Source organism: Arthrobacter antioxidans (genome assembly GCF_023100725.1).
Lineage (GTDB): Bacteria > Actinomycetota > Actinomycetes > Actinomycetales > Micrococcaceae > Arthrobacter_D > Arthrobacter_D antioxidans.
In genome coordinates this window covers 1354480-1379339 of record NZ_CP095501.1, presented here as the reverse complement: position 1 = coordinate 1379339, position 24860 = coordinate 1354480, and the positions used below count along the sequence as shown (strand labels likewise).

The window sequence follows — 24860 nt, the reverse complement described above, 5'->3', positions numbered from 1 at the left end:
CTGATTCGCCATACACCGACAGCGCAGGTCAGTTCCGGCTGCAGCTGCAGCTCCGTCGCACCGGCCGCGTCGACGTGTCGTGGCCCTGCGGGACTGCCTGCCCTCGGCCATCGGCCACCGCCTCGACTGCACTACCACTGACGCACACCCTAGGGGAGCATCATGGGACTCGATGACAGGATCGGAAACACCGTGCAGGAGGCCTGGTGGGCGGGCCAGGGACGCGGTCGGTGAGGGTGCCGGCGGCGGGGGCCTGAGGGGCGGGGCGGTTGGGTGGAGGATGCAGTCGTAACGAGTGGACGCTCCACCCCGTTGGGTGCTCGGGGCTACCTGGTGTCTGGTGCTTGGTGGGGTGGGGGTGGTTAACGTGGGAAGGCCCCACCGTGGTGGGGCCTTCCTGTAATGGTTGTCCGGCGGTGTCCTACTCTCCCACACTCTCTCGGGTGCAGTACCATCGGCGCTGTGGGTCTTAGCTTCCGGGTTCGGAATGGGACCGGGCGTTTCCCCCACGCTATGACCGCCGTAACCCTTGCTACCTGGCGCACCCGTGCCGTGTTCCCCTGGTGCCTTGTGGGCGGGGGTGGTGGGTGCCGGTAAATTTGTGGGTTACATCGTGTCGTGCTGGATGTAACGGTGTGACCGGGAAAGAGACCCGTGGTGGGGGTTTCCTGGTGTTTATGGGTGGTTCCTGTTGTTGGTTGGGAACCGCATAGTGGACGCGTAGCATATGATCTTCACCCTCCCCATGGGTCACCGTGGGGGTCGGGGGGTTCCTGGTTGCCCGGGAACACCCGTGTTTTCTGGTGGGGGTGGGTGTGTGGTGTAAGTTATCGGCTTATTAGTACCGGTCAGCTTCGCAGGTCTTTCGTCCCTGCTTCCACATCCGGCCTATCAACCCAGTGGTCTGGCTGGGGGCCTCTCACACTCTAGGTGTATGGAAATCTCATCTTGAAGCAGGCTTCCCGCTTAGATGCTTTCAGCGGTTATCCCATCCGAACGTAGCTAATCAGCGGTGCACTTGGCAGTACAACTGACACACCAGAGGTTCGTCCGTCCCGGTCCTCTCGTACTAAGGACAGCCCTTCTCAAATTTCCTGCGCGCGCAGCGGATAGGGACCGAACTGTCTCACGACGTTCTAAACCCAGCTCGCGTACCGCTTTAATGGGCGAACAGCCCAACCCTTGGGACCTACTCCAGCCCCAGGATGCGACGAGCCGACATCGAGGTGCCAAACCATGCCGTCGATATGGACTCTTGGGCAAGATCAGCCTGTTATCCCCGAGGTACCTTTTATCCGTTGAGCGACGGCCATTCCACAATGTGCCGCCGGATCACTAGTCCCGACTTTCGTCCCTGCTTGAGATGTCTCTCTCACAGTCAAGCTCCCTTGTGCACTTACACTCGCCACCTGATTGCCAACCAGGCTGAGGGAACCTTTGGGCGCCTCCGTTACTTTTTAGGAGGCAACCGCCCCAGTTAAACTACCCATCAGGCACTGTCCCTGACCCGGATTACGGGCCGAAGTTAGATATCCAGAGTGACCAGAGTGGTATTTCAACGATGACTCCACGTGAACTGGCGTCCACGCTTCACAGTCTCCCACCTATCCTACACAAGCCACACCGAACACCAATACCAAACTATAGTGAAGGTCTCGGGGTCTTTCCGTCCTGCTGCGCGTAACGAGCATCTTTACTCGTACTGCAATTTCGCCGAGTTTATGGTTGAGACAGCGGGGAAGTCGTTACTCCATTCGTGCAGGTCGGAACTTACCCGACAAGGAATTTCGCTACCTTAGGATGGTTATAGTTACCACCGCCGTTTACTGGGGCTTAAATTCCCAGCTTCGTCCCACGCAAGCGTGAAACTAACCGGTCCTCTTAACCTTCCAGCACCGGGCAGGAGTCAGTCCGTATACATCGTCTTGCGACTTCGCACGGACCTGTGTTTTTAGTAAACAGTCGCTTCCCCCTGGTCTCTGCGGCCCTGATCCGCTCCGGCAAGCTAGTCGCCATCACGGTTGGGGCCCCCCTTCTCCCGAAGTTACGGGGGCATTTTGCCGAGTTCCTTAACCATAATTCTCTCGATCGCCTTAGTATTCTCTACCTGATCACCTGTGTCGGTTTGGGGTACGGGCGGCTAAAACCTCGCGCCGATGCTTTTCTCGGCAGCATAGGATCACCAAATTCCCCCATACGGGGGTCCCATCAGATCTCAGACTCGTGATCGAACACAAGGACGCGGATTTGCCTACGTCCTGCCCTACATCCTTAGACCGGGACAACCATCGCCCGGCTTGGCTACCTTCCTGCGTCACACCTGTTAATACGCTTACCTCCCGAGATCAGGTCCCGCGATCCACAAAAAACCACGTCACCACAAGGGTGGGCGGTCATGCTTCTGGCGGTTAGTATCCCTCGATCAGTATTGGCGGTTTTTCGCCGGTACGGGAATATCAACCCGTTGTCCATCGACTACGCCTGTCGGCCTCGCCTTAGGTCCCGACTTACCCAGGGCAGATTAGCTTGACCCTGGAACCCTTGATCATTCGGCGGACGGGTTTCTCACCCGTCTTTCGCTACTCATGCCTGCATTCTCACTCGTGTGGGCTCCACCGCTGGTTTACACCGCGACTTCACTGCCCACACGACGCTCCCCTACCCATCCACACCCCTGAACTCAGGAGAACAAGTCTCCGGCTTGGGATCTATGTGAATGCCACAACTTCGGCGGTGTACTTGAGCCCCGCTACATTGTCGGCGCGGAATCACTTGACCAGTGAGCTATTACGCACTCTTTCAAGGGTGGCTGCTTCTAAGCCAACCTCCTGGTTGTCTGGGCAACTCCACATCCTTTCCCACTTAGCACACGCTTAGGGGCCTTAGTTGGTGGTCTGGGCTGTTTCCCTCTCGACTATGAAGCTTATCCCCCACAGTCTCACTGCTGCGCTCTCACTTACCGGCATTCGGAGTTTGGCTGACGTCAGTAACCTTGTAGGGCCCATTAGCCATCCAGTAGCTCTACCTCCGGTAAGAAACACGCAACGCTGCACCTAAATGCATTTCGGGGAGAACCAGCTATCACGAAGTTTGATTGGCCTTTCACCCCTACCCACAGCTCATCCCCTCCATTTTCAACTGAAGTGGGTTCGGTCCTCCACGACGTCTTACCGTCGCTTCAACCTGGCCATGGGTAGATCACTTCGCTTCGGGTCTAGATCACGCCACTGCAACGCCCTATTCAGACTCGCTTTCGCTACGGCTTCCCCACACGGGTTAACCTCGCGACGTAACACTAACTCGCAGGCTCATTCTTCAAAAGGCACGCCGTCACAGAAACTAGGTCTGCTCCGACGGTTTGTAGGCACACGGTTTCAGGTACTATTTCACTCCCCTCCCGGGGTACTTTTCACCTTTCCCTCACGGTACTGGTCCGCTATCGGTCATCAGGGAGTATTTAGGCTTACCAGGTGGTCCTGGCAGATTCGCACGGGATTTCTCGGGCCCCGTGCTACTTGGGATCCTCTCCAAACGGCGTCACGCATTACGGTTACGGGACTTACACCCTCTCCGGCCGGGCTTTCAAACCCGTTCACCTATACGCACGCACTCATTTCACCAGTCCGGCAGAACTGGAACGGAAAGTCCCACAACCCCAGTGATGCAACGCCCGCCGGCTATCACACACCACTGGTTTAGCCTGATCCGCGTTCGCTCGCCACTACTGACGGAATCACTATTGTTTTCTCTTCCTGTGGGTACTGAGATGTTTCACTTCCCCACGTTCCCTCCACGTACCCTATGTGTTCAGATACGGGTCACCCGGTCACTCGCGCGCCGGGCGGGGTTTCCCCATTCGGACATCCTGGGATCAAAGTTCGGTTATCAACTCCCCCAGGCTTATCGCAGATTCCCACGTCCTTCTTCGGCTCCTGATGCCAAGGCATCCACCGTGTGCCCTTAAAAACTTGACCACTAAGATCAAAAACATATCGAGAAAACCAGGCCCGACCCGAAGATCGGAACCAGATTATTCTTAGAAATTGCTTCTTTTTAAGATGCTCGCGTCCACTATGCAGTTCTCAACCAACAACCCCAACACACCCCCACCCACCCCGAAACCGGGACCAGGCAGAGCATGCGCAGGAAAACCAGAAACAACGAACCCCACCCCCACACCGGCCACACCACCCCCCCACACCCGAACAGCACCCACAACAGGCACCCCCGGACACGAGGACAACAGCACAACCAACACAGAACATGAGGCCCTGTTATCTCAGGACCCAACAGTGTGCCAAACAGTAAAACCCGGTAACCCCCACCAACCCACGCTTTCCAGAACCCCGAAGGGAACGTACTCACCAGCCAGCAGGCACCACCAGGCACCTATCCATTGATATTCCACCCATGAGCACCCACCGCGGAACAAACGCCCGCGCTATGGGCTAACTCCTGCGAACCACACACCCACCACACAGGATGGGCCCATGAATCCGAGGCGCTCCTTAGAAAGGAGGTGATCCAGCCGCACCTTCCGGTACGGCTACCTTGTTACGACTTAGTCCCAATCGCCGGTCCCACCTTCGACGGCTCCCTCCCACAAGGGGTTAGGCCACCGGCTTCGGGTGTTACCAACTTTCGTGACTTGACGGGCGGTGTGTACAAGGCCCGGGAACGTATTCACCGCAGCGTTGCTGATCTGCGATTACTAGCGACTCCAACTTCATGAGGTCGAGTTGCAGACCTCAATCCGAACTGAGACCGGCTTTTTGGGATTAGCTCCACCTCACAGTATCGCAACCCTTTGTACCGGCCATTGTAGCATGCGTGAAGCCCAAGACATAAGGGGCATGATGATTTGACGTCGTCCCCACCTTCCTCCGAGTTGACCCCGGCAGTCTCCCATGAGTCCCCGGCATAACCCGCTGGCAACATGGAACGAGGGTTGCGCTCGTTGCGGGACTTAACCCAACATCTCACGACACGAGCTGACGACAACCATGCACCACCTGTAAACCGGCCACAAGTGGCTGACACATCTCTGCATCATTCCGGTTCATGTCAAGCCTTGGTAAGGTTCTTCGCGTTGCATCGAATTAATCCGCATGCTCCGCCGCTTGTGCGGGCCCCCGTCAATTCCTTTGAGTTTTAGCCTTGCGGCCGTACTCCCCAGGCGGGGCACTTAATGCGTTAGCTACGGCGCGGAAAACGTGGAATGTCCCCCACACCTAGTGCCCAACGTTTACGGCATGGACTACCAGGGTATCTAATCCTGTTCGCTCCCCATGCTTTCGCTCCTCAGCGTCAGTTACAGCCCAGAGACCTGCCTTCGCCATCGGTGTTCCTCCTGATATCTGCGCATTTCACCGCTACACCAGGAATTCCAGTCTCCCCTACTGCACTCTAGTCTGCCCGTACCCACCGCAGATCCGGAGTTAAGCCCCGGACTTTCACGGCAGACGCGACAAACCGCCTACGAGCTCTTTACGCCCAATAATTCCGGATAACGCTTGCGCCCTACGTATTACCGCGGCTGCTGGCACGTAGTTAGCCGGCGCTTCTTCTGCAGGTACCGTCACCAACCCAAAAGGCCGGCTTCTTCCCTACTGAAAGAGGTTTACAACCCGAAGGCCTTCATCCCTCACGCGGCGTCGCTGCATCAGGCTTGCGCCCATTGTGCAATATTCCCCACTGCTGCCTCCCGTAGGAGTCTGGGCCGTGTCTCAGTCCCAGTGTGGCCGGTCACCCTCTCAGGCCGGCTACCCGTCGTCGCCTTGGTAGGCCATTACCCCACCAACAAGCTGATAGGCCGCGAGTCCATCCAAAACCACAAAAGCTTTCCACCAACATGGCATGCGCCAGAAGGTCGTATCCAGTATTAGACCCGGTTTCCCAGGCTTATCCCAGAGTCAAGGGCAGGTTACTCACGTGTTACTCACCCGTTCGCCACTAATCCCCCCACAAGTGAGGTTCATCGTTCGACTTGCATGTGTTAAGCACGCCGCCAGCGTTCATCCTGAGCCAGGATCAAACTCTCCGTAAATGCATTACAGACACAACAATGACACCCGGGAAAACGGGCGACACCACTGCACAAAATTCGAAACCAGCCAAAAAAACCAGCCACCACACACAAAAATGCGCGACAACCAGCCAATTCAACCAATCAAAAAACAATCGGTATCAACAAACTTGGCACACTATTGAGTTCTCAAACAACAGGAACAACCGATTACTCACGGAAACCCGACGCTCACACGCCGCTCGGCCCCGCTTTCCCTCGCCGTTATGTTCACAGCTTATTTCACTTTCTTTTCCCCTGTCAAATCCATTCACCGTGACCTGAACCACCAGCAAAAGAAATACGACAAAGAACAAACCCACCACAGATAGAAGTCGAATTCGACCACGCCTCACAGCGCACGAACCAACCACAGGAATTTGTAGGGGATGGTCGCCCTCACCGGGGCAACTCCATAACTATACGGCCGCTCCGCCCCCGTGCCAAATCCACCTGGTGTCCACCTGCACGTCGCAGCACCCGGCCATGGGAAGAGCCGGCACACCCCCGCGGGGTGTGCCGGCTCGTCGGTCGGGAGGCGCGTGGGGTCAGGTCACATCGACCATGGCCAGGTTGCGCTTGCCGCGGCGCACGAGGAGGTAGCGGCCGTGCAGCAGGTCGTCCGCGCCGACGGTGTGGTCGGCGTCGGTGATCTTCGTGTTGTTCACGTAGGCACCACCCTCCCCGATGGTTCGGCGGGCCGAGGAATTGCTGGCGGACAGCCCGGAGGCCACCAGCAGCTCGATGATCCCCAGTCCGTCCCGCGGGACCGCGACGGAATCGAGTTCTGCCGTCGCCGCCTCGAGGGTGGCGCGGTCGAGGGAGGCGAGGTCACCCTGGCCGAAGAGGGCTGCGGACGCTGCGATGACCTTCTCGGTCGCGTCGACGCCGTGCACCAGGGCGGTCACGTCGTAGGCGAGTGCACGCTGCGCCGCCCGCTCATGAGGTCGCTCGGCAGTCGCCTGCTCGAGTGCCTCGATGTCCGCGCGGTTGCGGAAGGTGAAGATGCGCAGGCGCTGGGCCACGTCGGCGTCGGAGGTGTTCAGCCAGAACTGGAACATCGCGTAGGGGCTGGTCATGGCGGCGTCGAGCCAGATGGCGTTGCCCTCGCTCTTGCCGAACTTCGTGCCGTCCGCATTGGTGATCAGGGGCGTACCGATGGCGTGGACACTCCTGCCCTCGACCTTGCGGACCAGGTCGGTCCCGCTGGTGAGGTTGCCCCACTGGTCGGACCCGCCGGTCTGCAGCACGCAGTCGTAGTCGCGGAACAGCTGCAGGAAGTCCATCCCCTGCAGGATCTGGTAGCTGAACTCGGCGTAGCTGATGCCCTCGTCGGAGTTGAGCCGCTTGGCGACCGTCTCCTTCTTGATCATGGTGCCCACCCGGAAGTACTTCCCGACGTCGCGCAGGAAGTCGATGACGCTCATCGGGCCGGTCCAGTCGAGGTTGTTCACGATCCGCGCCGGGCTGGGTCCCTCGAAGTCGAGGAAGCGGCGCACCTGGGCTTCGAGGGAGCCGACCCACTCGGCGACGGTCTCCTTCGTGTTCATGGTGCGCTCCGCCGTGGGCCGCGGGTCGCCGACGAGGCCTGTGGACCCGCCCACCAGGCCGAGCGGACGGTGGCCGGCGAGCTGCAGGCGGCGCATCGTCAGCAGCTGCACCAGGTTGCCGAGGTGGAGGCTCGGAGCCGTGGGGTCGAACCCGCAGTAGAAGGTGATCGACGGGCCGCCCAGCAGTTCCTTCAGCTCCCCCTCATCGGTGGAGACATGGATCAGACCACGCCACACGAGCTCGTCGTAGACGCCGTCGAAGGATGGATCGTTGCGCTGGCCTGCGAGGCCACTGACCGGGATATCTGTTTGCTGGGACACGAGTCCAAATTATCAGTCGGCGATACCAGCAGGAATCCGGCCGCTCGAGATGACGCGGAGTCGCTGCGTGGGGCGGGTCATCGCCACGTAGAGGTCACCGACCCTGGCCGTCGCGGAGTCGAGCATCTCCTGCGGCTCGAGGATCACGACGCCGTCGAATTCCAGGCCCTTCGACTCGCGCGGGCTGATCACCACGATGTCCTGGCCCGGCCCGCCCGCGCCGGAGCCCACGCGGTCCCCGTAGGCGGGTGCCAGGGCCTGCCGGACGGCGGGCAGCAGGTGGTCGGGCGCGATGACGGCGAGCAGGCCGCCGTCGATGGCCGTCAGTTCCTCGGGCATGGCCTGCACCAGGGCGGTCACGGCGTCGTCCACCGTATCCAGGATCGGGGGGAACCGTCCCTCCCGTACCGCCTTCGGAGCGGACACGACGAGACCCGCGGCGTTCGCCATGCGCACCGCGGCCTCGGCGATCTGTGCGGGGGTGCGGTAGTTGACCGTCAGCTCCTCGAGCTGCCAGCGATCCCGCACGAAGGGCTCGAGGGCCTGCTGCCAGGACCTCGAGCCGGCGGCCGAGCTGGTCTGCGCGATGTCCCCGACGATGGTGAAGGACTTCAGCGGGCAGCGCCGCATCAGCAGGCGCCACTGCATCGGGGAGAGTTCCTGGGCCTCGTCGACCACGATGTGCCCGTACGCCCAGGTGCGGTCGCCGGAGGCGCGCTCCGCGGCCGAGAGCCGGGTGGCGGTCACCGCGTTGTGCTGCGCGAGATCCTCGGCGGTCAGCACCCCGTCCACCCCGGAGTCCTCCAGCGAGGCGTTGACGTTCTCCAGGGCCCGCTCCGCGTTGGCGAGGTCGCGCTTCTGCTCCTGCTCGCGGGCGGCGGTGTCGCGTCCGGCCGACGGGTCGAGGTCGCCGAGCAGCTCGGCGGCCTCGTCCAGCAGGGGCACATCCGCCTCGGTCCAGGGGGCGTCGGCGGGCCGGGCGAGGACCGCGAGTTCGTCCTCGTCCAGGTGGGGGGCCGCTGCGCGCAGCAGCTCCGGGCGTGCGAACAGCTCGGACACCAGCTTCTGCGGTGTGAGCGGCATCCACGCGAGGTTGAGGGCGATCCGCACGTCGCGGGAGCTGCGGACGTCCTCGGCGAGGTACGAGCGGTCGGCGTTGTTGCCGCCGCCCGAGGACTCCTCCAGCTTGTCCAGCAGCTGCTCGGTGAGCTCGCGGAGGAGGATCTTGACGAAGGTGACCCGTGCTTCGTTGTGGGGCTTCCCGGTGGCCCGGGCCCGCTCACGCGCACGGGAGACCTGACGGGGGGTGAGGGTCAGCATGGTGCCCTCGACATTGAGGCGCTTGTTCTCCGACGGCACGCGCTCCCGGTTCGCGACGGCAGTGCGGATGACCTCGGCCATCTCCAGCCGGCCCTTGAGGGCCGCCGCGGTCTCGTCCGTCTCCAGCACGGTGGTGACACCGGGCATCAGTGTGCCGATACCCGCCATGACGACGCCGGTCTCGCCGAGGGACGGCAGGACGCGCTCGATGTACTTCATGAAGGCGTCGGTGGGACCCACGAGCAGTACGCCGGCGGACTTCAGCCGGTCGCGGTGCGTGTAGAGGAGATAGGCGGCACGGTGGAGCGCGACCGCCGTCTTGCCGGTGCCCGGGCCGCCCTGGACCACGGTCACCCCGGGCAGCGGCGCCCGGATGATGCGGTCCTGCTCCGCCTGGATGGTGCCCACGATGTCGGACATCTGGCCGGTGCGCCGCGTGTTGAGTGCCGCGAGCAGGGCACCCTCGCCCTGCAGCGAGTCGTCGTCGCCGAGGAGGTCCGCGTCCAGGACGTCGTCCTCGATGGCGACGACGTCGCGTCGCGCGAGGATCAGGTGGCGGCGGCGGCGGACGCCCATGCGCTCGAAGGCTGTCGCCTGGTAGAACGTGCCGGCTTCGGGGGCCCGCCAGTCGACCATGAGCTGCCGGAGGTCCTCGTCGGACAGGCCGATGCGCCCGATATAGCGCTTTTCGCCGTCGTCCAGGTCGAGGCGACCGAACACGAGGCGGTCGTCGACGGCGTTGAGCTGCGCGAGGCGGTCCTCGTACATCGTCGCGAAGGCGTCCCGCTCCGACCTGTTCTGGTGGGATCCGGCCGCCTGCGTGCGCCGGACCTCGGCGAGCTGCAGGGCCTTCTCCGCACGGAGTTCATCGAGACGGTGGTACAGACCATCGACGTAGCCGCGCTCGTGCTCCAGCTCGGCCTTGGCCTGGGACGTCTCGTGCATCGGACATTTCCTTCCATCAAAGGCTGACCGTCAATTCTAGCGTGGTGGACGCTACACGGTTTCGATCGCGTGCACCCGTCGGCCCGCCAGGGCATCGCGTCCGGGGAGGTCCGCGAGTTCCAGGACCACGCCGCACCCGACGACGACGGCGCCGGCCTGTTCGAGCAACGCTCCCGCGGCGACGAGCGTTCCCCCCGTGGCGAGGACGTCGTCGAGCAGGAGCACGCGCGTCCCGGCGGGCAGGTCCGACCGGTGGATCTCGAGGGACGCCTGACCGTATTCGAGGTCGTAGGACTCCCGGTACACGGCGCGGGGCAGTTTGCCCGCCTTGCGGATGGTGACGACGCCGGTGCCGGTCGCGTAGCCGACGGCGGCGGCGAGGAGGAAGCCGCGGGCCTCCACCCCGGCGACGGCGTCGAACTGGCCCGCGAAGGCTTCGGCGAGCGCGTCGACGACCGCACGGAAGCCCTCCGCGTCGGAGAACACCGGCGTCAGGTCCCTGAACATGATGCCGGGCGACGGGAAGTCGGGAACCACGGCACACAGGCGGTCGACGGCCTCCCGCGCCTGCGCGGCCAGTCCGGACGTGCTGGGTACCGTCGCCGGGCCGAGATCCATGTCGCTGATAATCACGGATCAACCTTACGGGGTGCCGGGGGCTTCCCCGGACGGTAGCGGGAGACGGTGGGCTCCTCCGGCAGCCAGAAGCGCCACGGATACTCCGCCGTCCCGGCGACACCGCTGACGCCCACGCGCGGTCCGGTGAGGACCGCCGTCGCGGGCGCCTCCGGCAGGACCAGCCGGAACGGGTGCGCGAGCACGTCGGCGCCGTCGTTCCGGCGGTCGAGGCCGAGCGCCTGTGCGAGGCGTGCCGGCCCCCGGGCGAGGTCGAGGTCGGTCGCCGGCTGCGAGCGCCGATCACGGGCGAGGCCCGTGCCGTCGACGATCTCCCCCGCCCGCAGCAGCAGGCCTGTGGCCCACCCCTCGTCTCCGCAGACGATGTTGGCGCAGTAGTGCATGCCGTAGGTGAAGTAGACGTAGAGGTGCCCGGCGGGCCCGAACATGGTCGCGTTCCGCGCGGTCCTGCCACGGAACGCATGGGAGCCCGGATCGTCCGGGCCGAGGTAGGCCTCGACCTCCGTGATGCGGACGGTGACGTCACCGTCGTCGCTGCTGTGGGTGAGATGCGCGCCGAGGAGCGAGGGCGCGACCTCCAGGGCGCTGCCGCCCAGCCGTACGCGGAGGTCGGGGGCCGTCCTGCTTTCATCGATCACGCATCGACCGTAGCAAAGCCCTCCCCGCTGCTCGGACCGTCATGTCCGAATCCCGCTAGTAGGGTGCCCGGCCGGGTGGCAGGATGACGGCATGGACTTCTGGCAGCAGTACAGGGCGATCGACGCCCGGGACGCCCGCTTCGACGGGCAGTTCATCACCGCTGTCTCCAGCACGGGCATCTACTGTCGGCCCTCCTGCCCCGCCCGGACTCCGAAGCCCGCCAACGTCACCTTCTTCCGCACCTCGGCGGCCGCGCACGAGGCAGGGTACCGCGCGTGCAAGCGGTGCCTGCCGGAAGCCGTCCCGGGGGACCCCGAATGGCATCTGCGGAGCGACGCGGCGGCCCGAGCCATGCGGCTCATCGCCGACGGCGAAGTGGACCGCGCCGGCGTTCCCGGCCTGGCGGCGCGGCTCGGCTACTCCCCCCGACAGCTCAACCGCATCCTCAGGGAGGAACTCGGCGCCGGGGCGCTCGCACTGGCTCGCGCGCACCGCGCCCAGACCGCGCGGACACTCCTCACCGCGACGACGCTGCGCTTCGCGGACATCGCGTTCGCCGCCGGCTTCGGGAGCATCCGCCAGTTCAACGACACCGTCCAGCAGGTCTTCGACCTCACCCCTGGCCGGCTGCGGGAGGCGTCGCGGCAGCGGACCGGAACGGACGGCTCGCCCACCGCGGAGCCCGGTGGGCCGCTCCGGCTCTCCCTGTCCCTGCCCACGCGGCCGCCGTACGACAACGCCATCTTCCGCTTCCTCGCCGCCCGCGCCGTCGCCGGTGTGGAGATCGGCACGACGACGAGCTACGAGCGCCTGCTCCGTCTGCCGGCCGGGCCCGCCTGGTTCAGGGCGGAGGCCGTCGAGCCGCAGGGGGACGGGCGGGCCGCCCTGCCCGTCACGGTTTCGGTGGCGGGGCTGGCGGACCTCCCGCCGCTGCTCAGCCGCATCCGTCGGCTCTTCGACCTCGACGCCGACCCCGTGGCCGTCGACGCCGCACTGTCGCGTGACGCCCGCTTCGCGGCACTGGTCGTGGATGCACCGGGGCTGCGCCTTCCGGGATCGCTGGATCCCCACGAGACCCTGATCCGCGCGATCGCGGGCCAACAGGTCACGGTGGGCGCGTCGACGACGGCCCTCGGCCGGCTCGCTGCAGCGGGGCCCGCGGTCGATGTGCCGGGCACTCGGCTGGACCGGTTCTTCCCCTCCGCCGAGGACCTCGCCGCGGCACCCGGGACCCTCCTGCGCGGACCGCGCCGCCGTGACGCTGCGCTGCGTGCGGCGGCCGGGAGGCTCGCCTCCGGGTCCTTCGGGATCGGGATCGGCTCCGACCCCGCCGAGCTGCGCGGGGACCTGCTGCGGCTGGACGGCGTGGGACTCTGGACAGCGGACTACGTCGTCATGCGCGTGCTCGGCCACCCCGACATCCACCTCCCGGGCGACGCCTCGGTCCGGGCGGGCTGGGCCCGGCTGTCGCGGGATCCGACCATCGATCCCGCCGTGTCCCTCGATGCCGCGATGGCCGGCGTCCGGCCTTGGCGCTCGTACGCCACCCTGCACCTGTGGCGAACCGCCGCGCCGCCCACCCCGGGAGTAGCCGGAGGATCCGTCGATGACGCCGCCTGACCACCTCTCGCCGTCTCCTCGCCCGACCGACCGAACGGATACCCCTTCCATGAGCGCGACCCTCGCCCCACCCGCCGTCCTCCGGGGCACCACCACCGAGACCATCGACACGCCCGACGGCCCCTTCACCGTCATCGAGGCGGAGGGGGCGGTGCTCTCGTCCGGCTGGACCTCCCTCCGTGAGGAGCTGACCGGACAGATCCACCCGAGCCTCATGACCGCCCGCTTCGACCCTGCGGCGTCCGCCATGCGGCCCGTTCTCGACGCCGTGGCCCGCTACTACGACGGCGACGTCGACGCCATCACGGCGGTGCGGGTGCGCCAGGCCTCCGGACCGTTCCGCGCCCACGCCTGGGACGTCCTGCGCACGATCGCCCCGGGCGCTCCGGTCACCTACCTCGAGTACGCCGCCCGGGCGGGCAACCCGGCCGCGGTACGCGCGGCGGCGGGAGCATGTGCGAAGAACGCTGCGGCGCTCTTCGTGCCCTGCCACAGGGTGATCAGGACCGACGGCTCACTGGGCGGCTTCCGCTGGGGCCTGCAGGTCAAGCAGCGGCTCCTCGACCGGGAAGCCGGCCGCACGTCGGTGGCCTGAACCGCTCAGGCGTGGGCGACCAGCCGCTGCCGGGCCGCCATGTCGCGATAGAGGTCGCTGCTCTCGAGGAGCTCGTCATGGGTGCCGACAGCGGCGACCCGCCCGTGGTCGAGTACCACGATCTGGTCGAAGTCCGCCACGGTGGACAGGCGGTGGGCGACGACGACGACGGTGCGGTCCCGCGAGGCCTCCCCCAGCGTCTGCTGGAGCAGTTGCTCGGTCCGCGAATCGACGGCCGACGTCGGTTCGTCCATCAGCAGGACGGGACGGTCGGCGAGGATCACGCGGGCCCACGCCAGACGCTGCCGCTGGCCACCCGAGAGCCGGATCCCGTCCTCCCCCAGGTTGAGGTCCAGGCCGTCGTCCGAGCGGTCCCCCAACGCGTCGAGGCCGACAGCCGCGAGGACGCCGCGGAGCTGGTCGTCCGTGGCGTCCGGGGCGGCCAGCCGGAGATTGTCCGCCAGGGTCCCGCTGAGGACGGGGGCCTCCTGCTCCACAAGGCCGATGCGCGAGCGCAAATCGGAGCGCGGGATCCCGGGCAGGGCGACGCCGTCGACCAGGATGCTGCCCGCAGTCGGTTCGTAGAACCGTTCCAGCAGGGCCAGCACCGTGGACTTGCCGGCACCCGAGGGGCCCACGAGGGCCGTCCTGCTGCCCGCGGGGACGGTGAAGCTGACCCCGTCGAGGACCGGCTGTCCGGCGGAGCCCGCCGCTACCGGTGACACCGGTGACGCCGGGGCCGCCGGTTCACCGGCCGACGTCGGTGGCTCGTCCGCGACGCCCGTAGCGTCCGCGCCGTCCGCGCCGCCGTCGTCGCCGTAGCGGAAGCTGACATCGCGGAATTCGATGCTGCTGCCGTGGACGGGCGGCGCGCCCTGGGACGGCGTCGTCGCTCCGGATGCGGTCGGTGCGGGGCGCTCCTCGTCCGCCCGCTCCGGCTCCAGCCGGGCGATCTCCTGGATGCGGTCCAGCGCCGCGAGGCCGGACTGGATCTGCACGAACGCGCTCATGGCGGACCCGATGGGCATCACGAGCAGGAACAGGTACAGGATGAAGGCGATCAGGTCACCGAGCAGCAGTTCGCCCGCGGCCACGCGGATCCCGCCGACGGTCAGGACCACGATGAACGCGCCCTGGATGCAGATCGACATGATGGGCTGGACGGCTGCCTGCAGGCGCGCCATGGCGACGCCGGCGTTGTAGGCCGTGGTCGCCTCGACGTCGATCACCGCGGCCTCGCGCTCCTCGGCGACGGACGCCTTGATGGTGCGGATGCCGGACAGACCCCGCTCGACCGCGGCGGTCATGGAGCCCACGGCGTCCTGGACGTCGCGGCTGCGCTTGCGGATGAGGCGCCCGAGGAACACGACGCCGCCCGCGCCCGCCAGGACGGCGGTCAGCGTGATGCCGAACAGCAGGGGGTCGATGAGGACCATGAGGACGACGGCCGCGCAGAACATGAGGACGGACGAGACGATCTCGAACAGGCCGGAGGTGATCACGCTGCGCATGAGGGTGGTGTCGGACCCGACCCTCGACATGAGGTCGCCGACGCGTCGGCGGTCGAACTCGCGCACGGGCAACGCGAGCAGTTGCCCCACCAGGGACCGGCGTACCCCGAGGACCACGGATTCCGCGGTCCGCTGGAGGAGGTAGGACTGGGCCGCTCCGAAGACGGCCCCACCCAGGGTGATGACCACGAGGAGCCAGACGAAGACGGTGGCCGGGCGGTTCGCGGACACGGCGTTCACGAGCTGCTGGACCATGAGCGGCTGGGCGATCGAGAGGCCCGTCGAGATCAGGGATACGACGGCGACCAGGACGAGGACACGCACGTGCCCCCGCAGGTAGGGGAAGAATTCCCGAAGCGTGGCGCGCGGGGCGGTGGGCTGCATGCTCACACGATCCGCCGGGCGATGCACGGTGTCAAAGCACTTCGCGGCGGGCGTAGCGGGGCCGGCAGCGGTCCCGGCGCGGGCGTCCTGCCGGCTGAGGACGGCTAGCTGTTCCGACCCTGCGTCTGCGGGGACGTGGTGTCGTCGGGGTCGGGCTCTCCCAGGACCTGACCGTCGTGGACCCGCTTCAGCGAGATGCCCTCGAGGTGCGCGGGAACGGGAGGGTCCTTATCGTCATCGGATGTCATGGCCCACATCCTACGGGCCGTCGATCCTGACCGAGGCTGCCGAGCAGAATGCCGACTTCTGCCGCAGGTGCGTCTATTCCATGCTGCTCGACACGTCGCAATGGCGCTCTATACGGTTGCTGGTCGAAAGGGGACGATCTCACCGTGCATCGGATCCTGACCGGGCGTCATCACCGTGTGCATTCGAGATCGGCTGCCACGGCGAGCGATGAATGAGGGTGTGCAGGGCGCCGGATGCGGTCGCCGTCAGCTGGGTGACCCGGCGCCGGGACCTGTCGTAGGCGACCAGGGCGCGGTCCACGCGGTCGTGCGCCTCGAGGGTGTTCACCAGGGACAATGCGTCGACGATCGCCTCATTCGCGCCGCGCCCGAGGTCCGGTGTCATGGCATGCGCTGCATCACCGATCAGGGCCACGTTCCCCAGGTAGTACCGCGGCAACCGACGCGTCAGGTGATGGATGTCGTGGCGCAGGATACCTTCCTCGCCGATGCTTGCGACTGTCGCGGCCACCGCCGCGTTCCAATGCCCGAACAGCCTCCGAAGCTCCTCGCGCTCCAGCTGAGCTGACGGGCGCCGGGCTGGTGGCAGTAATGCCGTCGCATACCAGTTCGTTCCCCCGCTCGGCCTGCTACTGATGCCGAAGCGGCGTCGCTGGCCCCAGTATTCGGTCAGGCCCGAGGTCTCCACCTCGGCCGTTCCCCGCCACACGGTGGTGCCGGTCGCTGTCGCGCGGTACGCATGACCGAACATTGCGTCGCGCAGGGTGCTGTGTACGCCGTCGGCTCCGACGACCAGAGCAGCCTCCCCGCGCGCGCCGGCGAGGTCCGCTCCCGCCAGAGGGTGGTCGAGGACGAGCGCCGGCTCCGGCAGGGACTCCCGAAGGAGACCGACGAGGTCCGACCGTTCGATCAGTACGGCGCCGGAGGGGGCCCGACGAGGCGTGATCGGCAGGGCTCGTCGCGTGCGGAGCTGAAGACCGGTGAGGGGGATCGCCCGAGCATCGATACCAGGGCCGAGCCCCAGAGATGCGAGTCCGCTGACGGTAGCCCGTTGCAACAGGACCGCCGTTCCGGAGGTGCGCACCTCCGGTTCCTGCTCCAGGACCCGGACCGACCACCCCGCACGGCGCAGACCGACCGCGGCGGTGAGTCCTGCAATGCCTGCGCCTACAACTATCGCCGTTGTCATGCCGCGAACGTACTACATTTGTAGTTACCCCGCCATGGGTGTAGCTTCATCGGGTGGAACGCCGGGAACTGCTGTGCACGGCCGCCGTGTCCCTGCTCGCCGCAGGGGGGCCGCGCGCCCTCACACATCGTGGCGTGGACCGCGCTGCGGGCGTGCCGCTCGGCTCGACGTCGAACCTGTTCAGGACACAGGAGGCTCTCGTGAGCGCTGTCGTCGACTTCCTGGTACGAGCGGATCATCGGCGATTGGGGCGGCTCCAGGGTGAGAGCCCCGCGACCGCGGAAGACCTGGCGACGGCGCTGGCCCGCTTCGCGTCGGCAGCGAGAACCACGGGCCGGGAGCATGCGCGAGCCAGGCAGGCACTCCTGGTCCACGCCTCCGACGCTCCGTCACCCGGAGCAGCCCTCGCGGAGGGGCGGAAACGACTGGTCATCTGGGGTACGGACGCTCTGCGATCCATCGGCGTCACCCGGCCGGAAGAAAAGTCTGCCCTGATCGTCGGGATCGTGGACGGGATGATCAGCGCCACTGTGTTCATGGGCATTCCGGTCGAGGAATCGGCGTTGGCCTCCGCCATCAGTGCCATCATCGCCGATCCGTGAGGCCTCGCGTCCGGTCTGACGGCGGGGACTCCGGACGCCGGCAGCTCGACTCTCAGCAGCGGCTTCTCAGTCTCCTAGAATGCAGAACTTGTTGCCTTCCAAATCCTCGAGCCCTGTCAGGGGACCCAGTAAGGTGAACCACCATGCCCATCACTCTTGTACGCCTGGATCCGGTCGAGGACGATCAGGACGCTCTGGTCGATTTCATGACGCGCAACGAGTTCCCCTTTCACGCGAACCCCCACCCTGCGCGCAAAGCCGTCGAAGCTGCTATCGCGAAGGGCGCGTACAGGGACGAGGACAACGACTCCTTCTGGATTCACCACACCGAGCACGGTCGCATCGGGTTCCTTCGCTTCGAGGATTTCCGCGATCCCACGCCGATGTTCGACCTGCGCCTCGATGGACGGTTCCGGGGACGAGGCCTGGGCGTGGAAGTCCTGCAGGCGGCCACGCATCACCTCTTCACGGCACGACCGGACATCCATCGATTCGAAGGGCAGACGAGGGAGGACAACATCGCGATGCGTAAGACCTTCATGCGCTGCGGCTGGCTGAAAGAAGCCCACTATCGCGAAGGGTGGCCCGTGCACGGCGGCGAGCCGGTCGCCTCGGTCGCCTACGCCATTCTTCGGCGCGATTGGGAGACGGGGCAGACGACGACCTTCGTCTGGGAGGACCTGACCGCCTGAGAACAGGTGTCCGACGATGTCCTCCTTCGCGGGCGGCTAGCTGTAGTCGGCGCTCACGGTTCTGGTGGTTCCGTCGAGGCGGATGATTCCACCGTGCGGGAGGATCCATTGTGGCCGGGTATGGCCGAAGGGCACTCCGACGCAGACGACGGCGTGCGGGTTGTAGTCGCTGATCTGCCCGATGATCGCCTCGGCTTGCTCCGCGCGGAGCCGGGCGCGCGCATCCGCTTCGGGGGCGGGCTCTCCCAGCCGGCTGACGGGTGGTCGAGCAACGAGCACCCCGGCGGCGGCTTCGAGGAGTCCGCGTTCGCCCAGGGCCCGCACCCAGCCACCCACCTCGTCCGCGCGCGGCTGGTCTTCGCTCGTCTCGAACAGCAGGATCCCTCCCTCGAGGTCGGCGACGGCGGGCATCCTGTCGGCCATCGCGATCTGGTCGATCACTTCCAGGGAACCGCCCCACGAGCGGCCTTCCACCATTTTCTGCGGGCCCGTCCACGTCCAAGGGTCCGTCGGTTCGCGCCTGCCGAACTCGGTCAGGGCGCGCGGATCTGTCCAGGAGATGCCGTAGTCCTCCGACTCTCCCGGATCGGTCACGTCGAGGGTCCCGCCCTCGAGAAGGGCGGCGCGCAGCGAGATCAGGTGCACGTCGTCGACGCGCGGTCCTGCCCCGAGGTGCACCTGCGTGGAGCCCCCGTAGTAGCTGGGCACACCGAGACCCCACAGGAAGTTGTGCAGATTCGTGTTGTCGCTGTACCCCAGGAACGGCTTGGGATCCCCGGCGATGACGTCGGCGTCGAGGTGCCGGATGACTGTGATCTGGTCAGTGCCGCCGATCGTCGCAAGCACTGCTCGGATGGTCGGGTCGGCGAAGGCGGATGTGATGTCGGCGGCCCGAGCCCGGGCGCTCGCTCCCAACTGCCGGGTGGTGGGGTACTCGACCGCGACCAGTCCCGTGATCTCTGTCAGACGCCTCATTGCCTGCTCGTGAACGGCTTCCGAAATGGCCGGCGCCGCGAACGCCGGGGAGAGGATCGCGACCCGATCGCCGGCTACAGCTTTCGGCAGGTCGGTAAAGGCCTTCGACGTCATCGACTCATTAGATCAGCCGCGCGACCATGTTCCAGCAATTCGGGAACACTCGGAAGCAGTCCTTTCCCGAGATGCAATGTTGCGTCGGATAACGTCGCCCGTATGGCAATGCACGACGATGAATTGCATATCGACGAAGACCTTGCTCGCCGGTTGATCCTTGATCAGTTCCCGAGTGGCGTGACGAGCGCGTGCGTCGCGTTGCGACGCCGGGCAGTTCAGCACACTCGGGCCGATTCGCCCACGATCTCGTCACCCTGATCCGGTCGCTTCGCGCCGCTGACTCCAGAGGCCGACCGGTCACGGGCCCCGGCTGTGGCGGTAACCTGAAGGACTCTGACGAGTGGATGGAGGTCTGCTTCCGACAGAGTCACGGCTTGCTGCCGGTGGATCGTCTTCGCGAGCGGTGGGCATCCTTCCGCATGCTGCCGGCTGCTGATTCGACGGCGATGACTCACGGGGACCTGATTCCCGGCAATGTGCTCATCGACGGGGAGCGGCTGGTCGGCGTTCTCGACGGCGGAGCATTCGCCCCCGCTGATCCTGCACTCGATCTCGTCGCCGCCTGGCACATGCTCGATCACCAGCCGCGCGAAGTCCTGCGCATCGAACTGGCGAGTGACGAGCATGAATGGAGGCGTGGAGCCGCCTGGGCATTCCAGCAAGCCATGGGGTTGGTCTGGTACTACCGGGATACCAATCCCGGGGTGAGTGCCCTTGGGCGGACGACCCTGTCTCGCATCGTGGAGTGGAGGAGATGAAGCAGCCTTCGACCACCGCGAGGTCCAGAACTCAGCGGACCACCTTGAAGTTGAAGGTGGGTGTGCCGAGGGCACTCCAGAGGCGGAGCCAGACCGGCAGGAGCATCTCGGCGCCGCGCGCGGTGGTGATGTCGCCGAGATCGATGACGTCCCGGTGGCCGAACTCCGTCAGGAGCGCCGTGATCGTGTGCTTGGCGTCGGCGTCGTTCCCGGAGACGAAGACGGTTCCGGCTTCGGGCAGGCTCCCCGGATAGGCCATCAGGCCTGCGGTCAGGGTGTTGAGGGACTTCACGACCCGGGCAGCGGGGAAGGCGCGCTGGATCTGCTCCCCGAGTGAGTCGGTGTCCTTGACGAGCAGGGTCGGCGGCATGCCGCGGCTGAAGTCGAGGGGGTTGGCGACGTCCAAAATGATCTTGCCGTCGAGGCCACGCTCCCCGACCTGCGCCAGGACGTCCAGGGACGCGGCGCCGTTCGTGGCGTTGACGACGAGCTCCGCCCCCGCGGCGGCGTCGGCGAAGTCGGTCACGGCAATGGTGGGGTTGTCGGCGGCCCAGCCGGCGAAGGGCGTGTTGCCCGTCGGATCTGCCCCCGTGCGGGTCAGTGTGGCCTCGGCGTCGCGGGTACCGATGGTGACGTCGTGTCCCAGTTCGGCGAGACGCGCGGCAAGAGTACGCCCTACTGAGCCGGTTCCGAGGATGGCGATCTTCATGGCTTGATCTCCTCACAAGGGTTCTTCTGCGGTGGGAACCAGACCCGATGTGACGGGTCCTTCTCGACAGTTTGTGACGGATCGACCCGTCTGTCGAGCCGGTGGCGGCTAGGCAGCAAGTGGGACATCCGGAGCTCCTTTCGGCCGCCCTACCGCCGTCGTACGCTGGGCAGCACCGGACATCCTGTCGAACGCCGCACACCGAGGGTTGGTTGAATGATGCGAGCACTCCTGCTGGACCGGCCCGGACCGCCGTCGTCCTGCGTCGGCGAGGCGCCCCGGCCCGCTCCCGGCGTCGGCGAGGTCCTCGTACGGGTTGACGCGGTCGGCCTCAACCCGGTCGATTACCAGCTGGCGTCCGGCGGGCACCCGCTCTGGACATACCCGCACATTCCCGGCCTGGACATCGCCGGTGTGGTCGAGGACGCCGGGCCCGGCCCGGAACCTCGCGTGCCCACGGGCACCCGGGTGGTGTGGCACCAGGACCTACGGCGCCCTGGCGGCCTGGCCGCCTACGCCACGGCTCCGACCGATGTCCTGGCCGTCGTGCCGCCAGGGGTCGGCATGGCTGCCGCCGCCAGCCTGCCGTGCGCCGGCATGACGGCCTACCAGGCCGTCGTGCGCCGGCTCCGGGCGACACGGGGCCAGTACGCGCTGGTCCAGGGCGCCTCGGGTGGCGTCGGTGGATTCGCGGTACAGCTACTGGCAGCAGCCGGAGCCACAGTGATAGCTACCGCTTCCCCGTCCAACCACGCCTACGTGCGCGGCCTCAGCGCCGACGCGGTGCTCGATTACCGTCGGGACGACCTGGGAGCGGTTCTGCGGGCCGCTACGGAGGGGCGTGGGTTCGACGCGGTGGTGGACACGGTCTCGCCGGCGTCCGCGGCACAGGGGCTGCGCCTGCTGCGCCACGCGGGCGGTCTGGCAGCGGTTGCGGGGCGGCCGTCCCTGGACATCGTGGAGCCGTTCGGCATCGCCCCGAGCCTGCACGAGATCGCTCTGGGGGCGGCGTACACGCACGGGGACGTCGGCAGCCGGGCCGATCTGGCGGTCATGCTCACGGAGTTGCTGCGGCTCGTCGACGAGGGCGCGCTGACTCCCCTGCCGATCGAGACCGTGCGGCTGGCGGACGCGCCCGACGCCCTCGAACGCCTGGCCGGGCGTCATGTGCGGGGGAAGATCGTGGTGCGGCTGGAGGAGCCGTCACCGGCATGACCGACAGCGGCGCGGCCCCGATGGGGCCGCGCCGCGATCGATAACCAGGAGTCGACCGTCAGGCTGCGGCGTAGGCCTCGACGCCGTCGAGCTCGGCGCGCAGCGCGGTGAGCTGGCGTCGGACGGCGGCCGGGGCCGTACCGCCCTGCGCGTCGCGGCTGGCCAGTGATCCTTCGACCGTGAGCACCTCGCGGACCGCGGGCGTCAGGTGCGCGGAGATCCCCGCGAACTCCTCGTCCGTCAGGTCCCACAGTTCCACGCCGCGCTGCTCGGCGATGCGGACGGCGGCACCCGAGAGCTCGTGCGCCTCGCGGAAGGGCACCCCCTGCCGGACGAGCCACTCGGCGATGTCGGTCGCGAGGGCGAATCCCTGCGGTGCGAGGGAGGCCAGGCGCTCCGTGTCGAAGACGAGGGTCGCGATCATGCCCGAGACCGCGGGCAGCAGGACCTCGAGGGTGTCGACGGCGTCGAACACCGGCTCCTTGTCCTCCTGCAGATCGCGGTTGTATGCCAGGGGCAATCCCTTGAGGGTGGCGAGCAGCCCCGTCAGGTCACCGATCAAGCGCCCGGCCTTGCCGCGGGCGAGCTCGGCGACGTCGGGGTTCTTCTTCTGCGGCATGATCGACGAGCCGGTCGAGAAGGCGTCGTCGAGGGTGACGAAGGAGAACTCCTTGGTGGCCCAGATGATGATCTCCTCGCTCACGCGGGAGAGATCCACCCCGATCATCGCGGCGACCCAGGCGAACTCCGCGTAGACGTCCCGCGACGCCGTCCCGTCGATCGAGTTGTGCGTCGCGGAGAAGAACCCGAGGTCCGCGGCGACGGACTCCGGGTCCAGGCCCAGCGAGGACCCGGCGAGGGCACCCGATCCGTACGGTGAGATCCCGGCGCGGCGATCCCAGTCCTGCAGGCGCTGCACGTCCCGCAGCAGGGCCCAAGCGTGGGCCAGCAGGTGGTGGCTGAGCAGCACCGGCTGCGCGTGCTGCAGATGCGTGCGCCCCGGCATGGGCACCTCGAGGTGTGCCTCGGCCTGGTCCACCAGGGCGCCGATCGTCGCGAGGACGCCTCGGGCGATGATCCGGGCGTGATCCCGGAGGTACATGCGCCCGAGCGTCGCCACCTGATCGTTGCGGGACCGGCCCGCGCGCAGCTTGCCGCCGAGCGCCGGTCCGGCACGCTCGATGAGGCCGCGCTCGAGCGACCCGTGGACGTCCTCGTCGCTCTGCGCCGGCGCGTAGGCTCCGGACCGCACGTCCGCGTCGAGGCGGTCGAGGGCATCGATCATCCCGGCGAGCTCGCCGTCGTCGAGCAGGCGCGCCCTGTGGAGCACGCGGGCGTGAGCGCGGGAGCCCTCGATGTCGTAGACCGCCAGCCGCCAGTCGAAGTGCGTCGACTTGCTGAGTGCGGCGAGGGCGTCCGCGGGGCCGCCGGCGAACCGGCCGCCCCACAGCGAGCCCTCGTTCGTCCCCGAGCGCGCCCCGACCTCGCGTCGCTCGGCCGGGGACCCCTGCGCTCGTGGGCCCACCGAACGCCCCTGGTGCTCTGGAGCCATCAGGCGCCTGCCCGCTGGTCCCGGCTCGAGGCCACCTTGGAGGACAGGCCGAAGATCTCGATGAAGCCGCGGGCCATCGACTGGTCGAAGGTGTCCCCGGAATCGTAGGTCGCGAGGTTGAAGTCGTAGAGCGCGACGTCGGAACGACGGCCGGTGACGGTCGCGCGGCCACCATGGAGGTTCATGCGGATGTCGCCGGTGACGTACTTCTGCGTGTCGTCCACGAACGTGTCCAGCGAGCGCTTCAGCGGCGAGAACCACTGGCCGTCGTACACCAGCTCGGTCCAGCGCTGGTCGACGGTCTTCTTGAAGCGGGCCTGCTCGCGCTCGATGGTGACGTTCTCGAGTTCGCGGTGCGCGGCGATGAGGGCCATCGCGCCGGGGGCCTCGTAGATCTCGCGGCTCTTGATGCCGACGAGGCGGTCCTCGACGATGTCGATGCGGCCGATCCCCTGGGCGCCGGCCCGGCGGTTGAGCTCCTCGATGGCCTGCAGCGGCGTGACCGTGTTGCCGTCGATCGCCACGGGGATGCCCTCCTTGAAGGAGATGATCACCTCGTCGACGGCGGGCGGGAACTCGGGCGACTCGGTGTAGTCGTAGACGTCCTTGGTGGGGCCGTTCCAGATGTCCTCGAGGAACCCGGTCTCGACGGCGCGACCCCAGACGTTCTGGTCGATGGAGAACGGGTTCTTCTTGGTGGTCTCGATCGGCAGGCCCTTCTCCTCGGCGAAGGCGATGGCCTTGTCACGCGTGAGGGCGAGGTCGCGGACCGGGGCGATGCACTTCAGGTCCGGGCCGAGGGTCTGGATGCCCACCTCGAAGCGCACCTGGTCGTTGCCCTTGCCGGTGCAGCCGTGGGACACGGTCGTGGCGCCGAACTGACGCGCGGCGGCGACGAGGTGCTTGACGATCACGGGACGGGACAGCGCGGAGACGAGGGGGTAGGCGTCCATGTAGAGCGCGTTCGTCTTCAGGGCGGGCATGCAGTAGTCGGTCGCGAACTCCTCGCGGGCGTCGGCCACGTAGGCTTCGACGGCGCCGCAGCCGAGCGCGCGCTGGCGGATGGTCTCGAGGGACTCGCCGCCCTGTCCGACGTCGACGGCCACGGCGATCACCTCGGCCCCGGTGGCTTCGGCGATCCAGCCGATGGCCACGGAGGTGTCGAGTCCGCCGGAGTAGGCGAGGACGATGCGTTCAGTCACGGGAGGTGCTCCTTTG

The 24860-nt window shown here is 66.6% G+C and carries 16 protein-coding genes, 3 rRNA genes and 1 pseudogene; 6 read left to right on the top strand and 14 right to left on the bottom strand.

Going from position 1 to position 24860, the window contains the following annotated elements; all coding sequences use genetic code 11:
* Positions 1-408 precede the first annotated feature (408 nt).
* The 7 genes from rrf to MWM45_RS06325 all read right to left on the bottom strand — a co-directional run bounded on the left by rrf (position 409) and on the right by MWM45_RS06325 (position 11471).
* Positions 409-525 (bottom strand): 5S ribosomal RNA (gene rrf, locus MWM45_RS06355).
* 292 nt (positions 526-817) lie between these two features.
* Positions 818-3974, bottom strand: a 23S ribosomal RNA gene (locus MWM45_RS06350).
* Between the two features lie 538 nt (positions 3975-4512).
* Positions 4513-6046 (bottom strand): 16S ribosomal RNA (locus tag MWM45_RS06345).
* Together the 16S, 23S and 5S rRNA genes form the textbook arrangement of a ribosomal RNA operon.
* A gap of 566 nt (positions 6047-6612) precedes the next feature.
* Complete coding sequence (tyrS, locus tag MWM45_RS06340; RefSeq protein ID WP_418909743.1) at positions 6613-7935, bottom strand: tyrosine--tRNA ligase; 1323 nt, start codon at positions 7933-7935, stop codon at positions 6613-6615.
* A 12-nt stretch (positions 7936-7947) separates the two neighbouring features.
* Positions 7948-10200 carry a HelD family protein gene (locus MWM45_RS06335; RefSeq protein ID WP_247828712.1) on the bottom strand — a complete coding sequence of 751 codons (2253 nt, stop codon included), beginning with the start codon at positions 10198-10200 and terminating at the stop codon, positions 7948-7950.
* Positions 10201-10251: 51 nt separating this feature from the next.
* On the bottom strand, positions 10252-10818 hold the full coding sequence (locus MWM45_RS06330) for an adenine phosphoribosyltransferase (protein WP_247829158.1): 567 nt from the start codon (positions 10816-10818) through the stop codon (positions 10252-10254).
* 11 nt (positions 10819-10829) lie between these two features.
* Positions 10830-11471: a DNA-3-methyladenine glycosylase gene (locus tag MWM45_RS06325; protein WP_247829157.1), complete on the bottom strand. Its 642-nt coding sequence runs from the start codon at positions 11469-11471 to the stop codon at positions 10830-10832.
* Between the two features lie 94 nt (positions 11472-11565).
* Between MWM45_RS06325 and MWM45_RS06320 the strand changes: the two genes are divergently transcribed.
* Positions 11566-13095, top strand: coding sequence for an AlkA N-terminal domain-containing protein (locus MWM45_RS06320; RefSeq protein ID WP_247828711.1), 1530 nt, complete (start codon positions 11566-11568; stop codon positions 13093-13095).
* Positions 13096-13144: 49 nt separating this feature from the next.
* Positions 13145-13690, top strand: a complete 546-nt coding sequence (locus MWM45_RS06315; protein ID WP_247828710.1) for a methylated-DNA--[protein]-cysteine S-methyltransferase — start codon at positions 13145-13147, stop codon at positions 13688-13690.
* A 5-nt stretch (positions 13691-13695) separates the two neighbouring features.
* On the opposite strand, the gene MWM45_RS06310 is transcribed toward MWM45_RS06315, so the two are convergent.
* The 3 genes from MWM45_RS06310 to MWM45_RS06300 all read right to left on the bottom strand — a co-directional run bounded on the left by MWM45_RS06310 (position 13696) and on the right by MWM45_RS06300 (position 17022).
* Positions 13696-15585: an ABC transporter ATP-binding protein gene (locus MWM45_RS06310; RefSeq protein WP_247828709.1), complete on the bottom strand. Its 1890-nt coding sequence runs from the start codon at positions 15583-15585 to the stop codon at positions 13696-13698.
* Between the two features lie 104 nt (positions 15586-15689).
* Positions 15690-15833 (bottom strand): hypothetical protein, encoded by a 144-nt coding sequence (locus tag MWM45_RS06305; RefSeq protein WP_247828708.1) that lies wholly within the window; start codon positions 15831-15833, stop codon positions 15690-15692.
* A gap of 139 nt (positions 15834-15972) precedes the next feature.
* Entirely contained in the window at positions 15973-17022 is a 1050-nt protein-coding gene (locus tag MWM45_RS06300) for an FAD-dependent oxidoreductase (RefSeq protein WP_247828707.1), read from the bottom strand.
* 53 nt (positions 17023-17075) lie between these two features.
* Here MWM45_RS06300 and MWM45_RS06295 point away from each other — a divergent pair, with 53 nt between their 5' ends.
* Together MWM45_RS06295 and MWM45_RS06290 are read left to right on the top strand one after the other, a co-directional pair.
* On the top strand, positions 17076-17624 hold the full coding sequence (locus tag MWM45_RS06295) for a TetR/AcrR family transcriptional regulator (protein ID WP_247828706.1): 549 nt from the start codon (positions 17076-17078) through the stop codon (positions 17622-17624).
* 143 nt (positions 17625-17767) lie between these two features.
* Positions 17768-18316, top strand: a complete 549-nt coding sequence (locus MWM45_RS06290) for a GNAT family N-acetyltransferase (protein WP_247828705.1) — start codon at positions 17768-17770, stop codon at positions 18314-18316.
* 36 nt (positions 18317-18352) lie between these two features.
* On the opposite strand, the gene MWM45_RS06285 is transcribed toward MWM45_RS06290, so the two are convergent.
* Positions 18353-19405 (bottom strand): S66 family peptidase, encoded by a 1053-nt coding sequence (locus MWM45_RS06285; protein WP_247828704.1) that lies wholly within the window; start codon positions 19403-19405, stop codon positions 18353-18355.
* A gap of 185 nt (positions 19406-19590) precedes the next feature.
* Between MWM45_RS06285 and MWM45_RS06280 the strand changes: the two are divergent.
* A pseudogene (locus MWM45_RS06280) lies at positions 19591-20166 on the top strand (phosphotransferase); the annotation flags it as partial.
* A 31-nt stretch (positions 20167-20197) separates the two neighbouring features.
* Here MWM45_RS06280 and MWM45_RS06275 read toward each other — a convergent pair.
* Positions 20198-20875 carry an NADPH-dependent F420 reductase gene (locus MWM45_RS06275; RefSeq protein WP_247828702.1) on the bottom strand — a complete coding sequence of 226 codons (678 nt, stop codon included), beginning with the start codon at positions 20873-20875 and terminating at the stop codon, positions 20198-20200.
* 216 nt (positions 20876-21091) lie between these two features.
* On the opposite strand from MWM45_RS06275, the gene MWM45_RS06270 reads away from it, so the two are divergent.
* On the top strand, positions 21092-22090 hold the full coding sequence (locus MWM45_RS06270) for a zinc-binding dehydrogenase (protein ID WP_247828701.1): 999 nt from the start codon (positions 21092-21094) through the stop codon (positions 22088-22090).
* 58 nt (positions 22091-22148) lie between these two features.
* Here MWM45_RS06270 and argH read toward each other — a convergent pair whose 3' ends face one another.
* Both argH and MWM45_RS06260 read right to left on the bottom strand, forming a co-directional pair.
* Positions 22149-23642, bottom strand: a complete 1494-nt coding sequence (gene argH, locus MWM45_RS06265; RefSeq protein ID WP_247828700.1) for an argininosuccinate lyase — start codon at positions 23640-23642, stop codon at positions 22149-22151.
* On the bottom strand, positions 23642-24844 hold the full coding sequence (locus MWM45_RS06260; RefSeq protein WP_043447605.1) for an argininosuccinate synthase: 1203 nt from the start codon (positions 24842-24844) through the stop codon (positions 23642-23644). The genes argH and MWM45_RS06260 overlap by 1 nt, the downstream gene beginning before the upstream one ends.
* Positions 24845-24860 lie beyond the last annotated feature (16 nt).

Excerpts from the sequence above, each read along its gene's own strand:
- MWM45_RS06320 (WP_247828711.1), top strand. The coding sequence starts at position 11,566 with ATGGACTTCTGGCAGCAGTACAGGGCGATCGACGCCCGGGACGCCCGC.
- argH (WP_247828700.1), bottom strand. The coding sequence starts at position 23,642 with ATGGCTCCAGAGCACCAGGGGCGTTCGGTGGGCCCACGAGCGCAGGGG.
- MWM45_RS06335 (WP_247828712.1), bottom strand. The coding sequence starts at position 10,200 with ATGCACGAGACGTCCCAGGCCAAGGCCGAGCTGGAGCACGAGCGCGGC.
- MWM45_RS06305 (WP_247828708.1), bottom strand. The coding sequence starts at position 15,833 with ATGACATCCGATGACGATAAGGACCCTCCCGTTCCCGCGCACCTCGAG.
- MWM45_RS06285 (WP_247828704.1), bottom strand. The coding sequence starts at position 19,405 with ATGACGTCGAAGGCCTTTACCGACCTGCCGAAAGCTGTAGCCGGCGAT.
- MWM45_RS06300 (WP_247828707.1), bottom strand. The coding sequence starts at position 17,022 with ATGACAACGGCGATAGTTGTAGGCGCAGGCATTGCAGGACTCACCGCC.
- MWM45_RS06270 (WP_247828701.1), top strand. The coding sequence starts at position 21,092 with ATGATGCGAGCACTCCTGCTGGACCGGCCCGGACCGCCGTCGTCCTGC.
- MWM45_RS06310 (WP_247828709.1), bottom strand. The coding sequence starts at position 15,585 with ATGCAGCCCACCGCCCCGCGCGCCACGCTTCGGGAATTCTTCCCCTAC.
- MWM45_RS06315 (WP_247828710.1), top strand. The coding sequence starts at position 13,145 with ATGAGCGCGACCCTCGCCCCACCCGCCGTCCTCCGGGGCACCACCACC.
- MWM45_RS06330 (WP_247829158.1), bottom strand. The coding sequence starts at position 10,818 with ATGGATCTCGGCCCGGCGACGGTACCCAGCACGTCCGGACTGGCCGCG.
- MWM45_RS06275 (WP_247828702.1), bottom strand. The coding sequence starts at position 20,875 with ATGAAGATCGCCATCCTCGGAACCGGCTCAGTAGGGCGTACTCTTGCC.
- MWM45_RS06290 (WP_247828705.1), top strand. The coding sequence starts at position 17,768 with ATGCCCATCACTCTTGTACGCCTGGATCCGGTCGAGGACGATCAGGAC.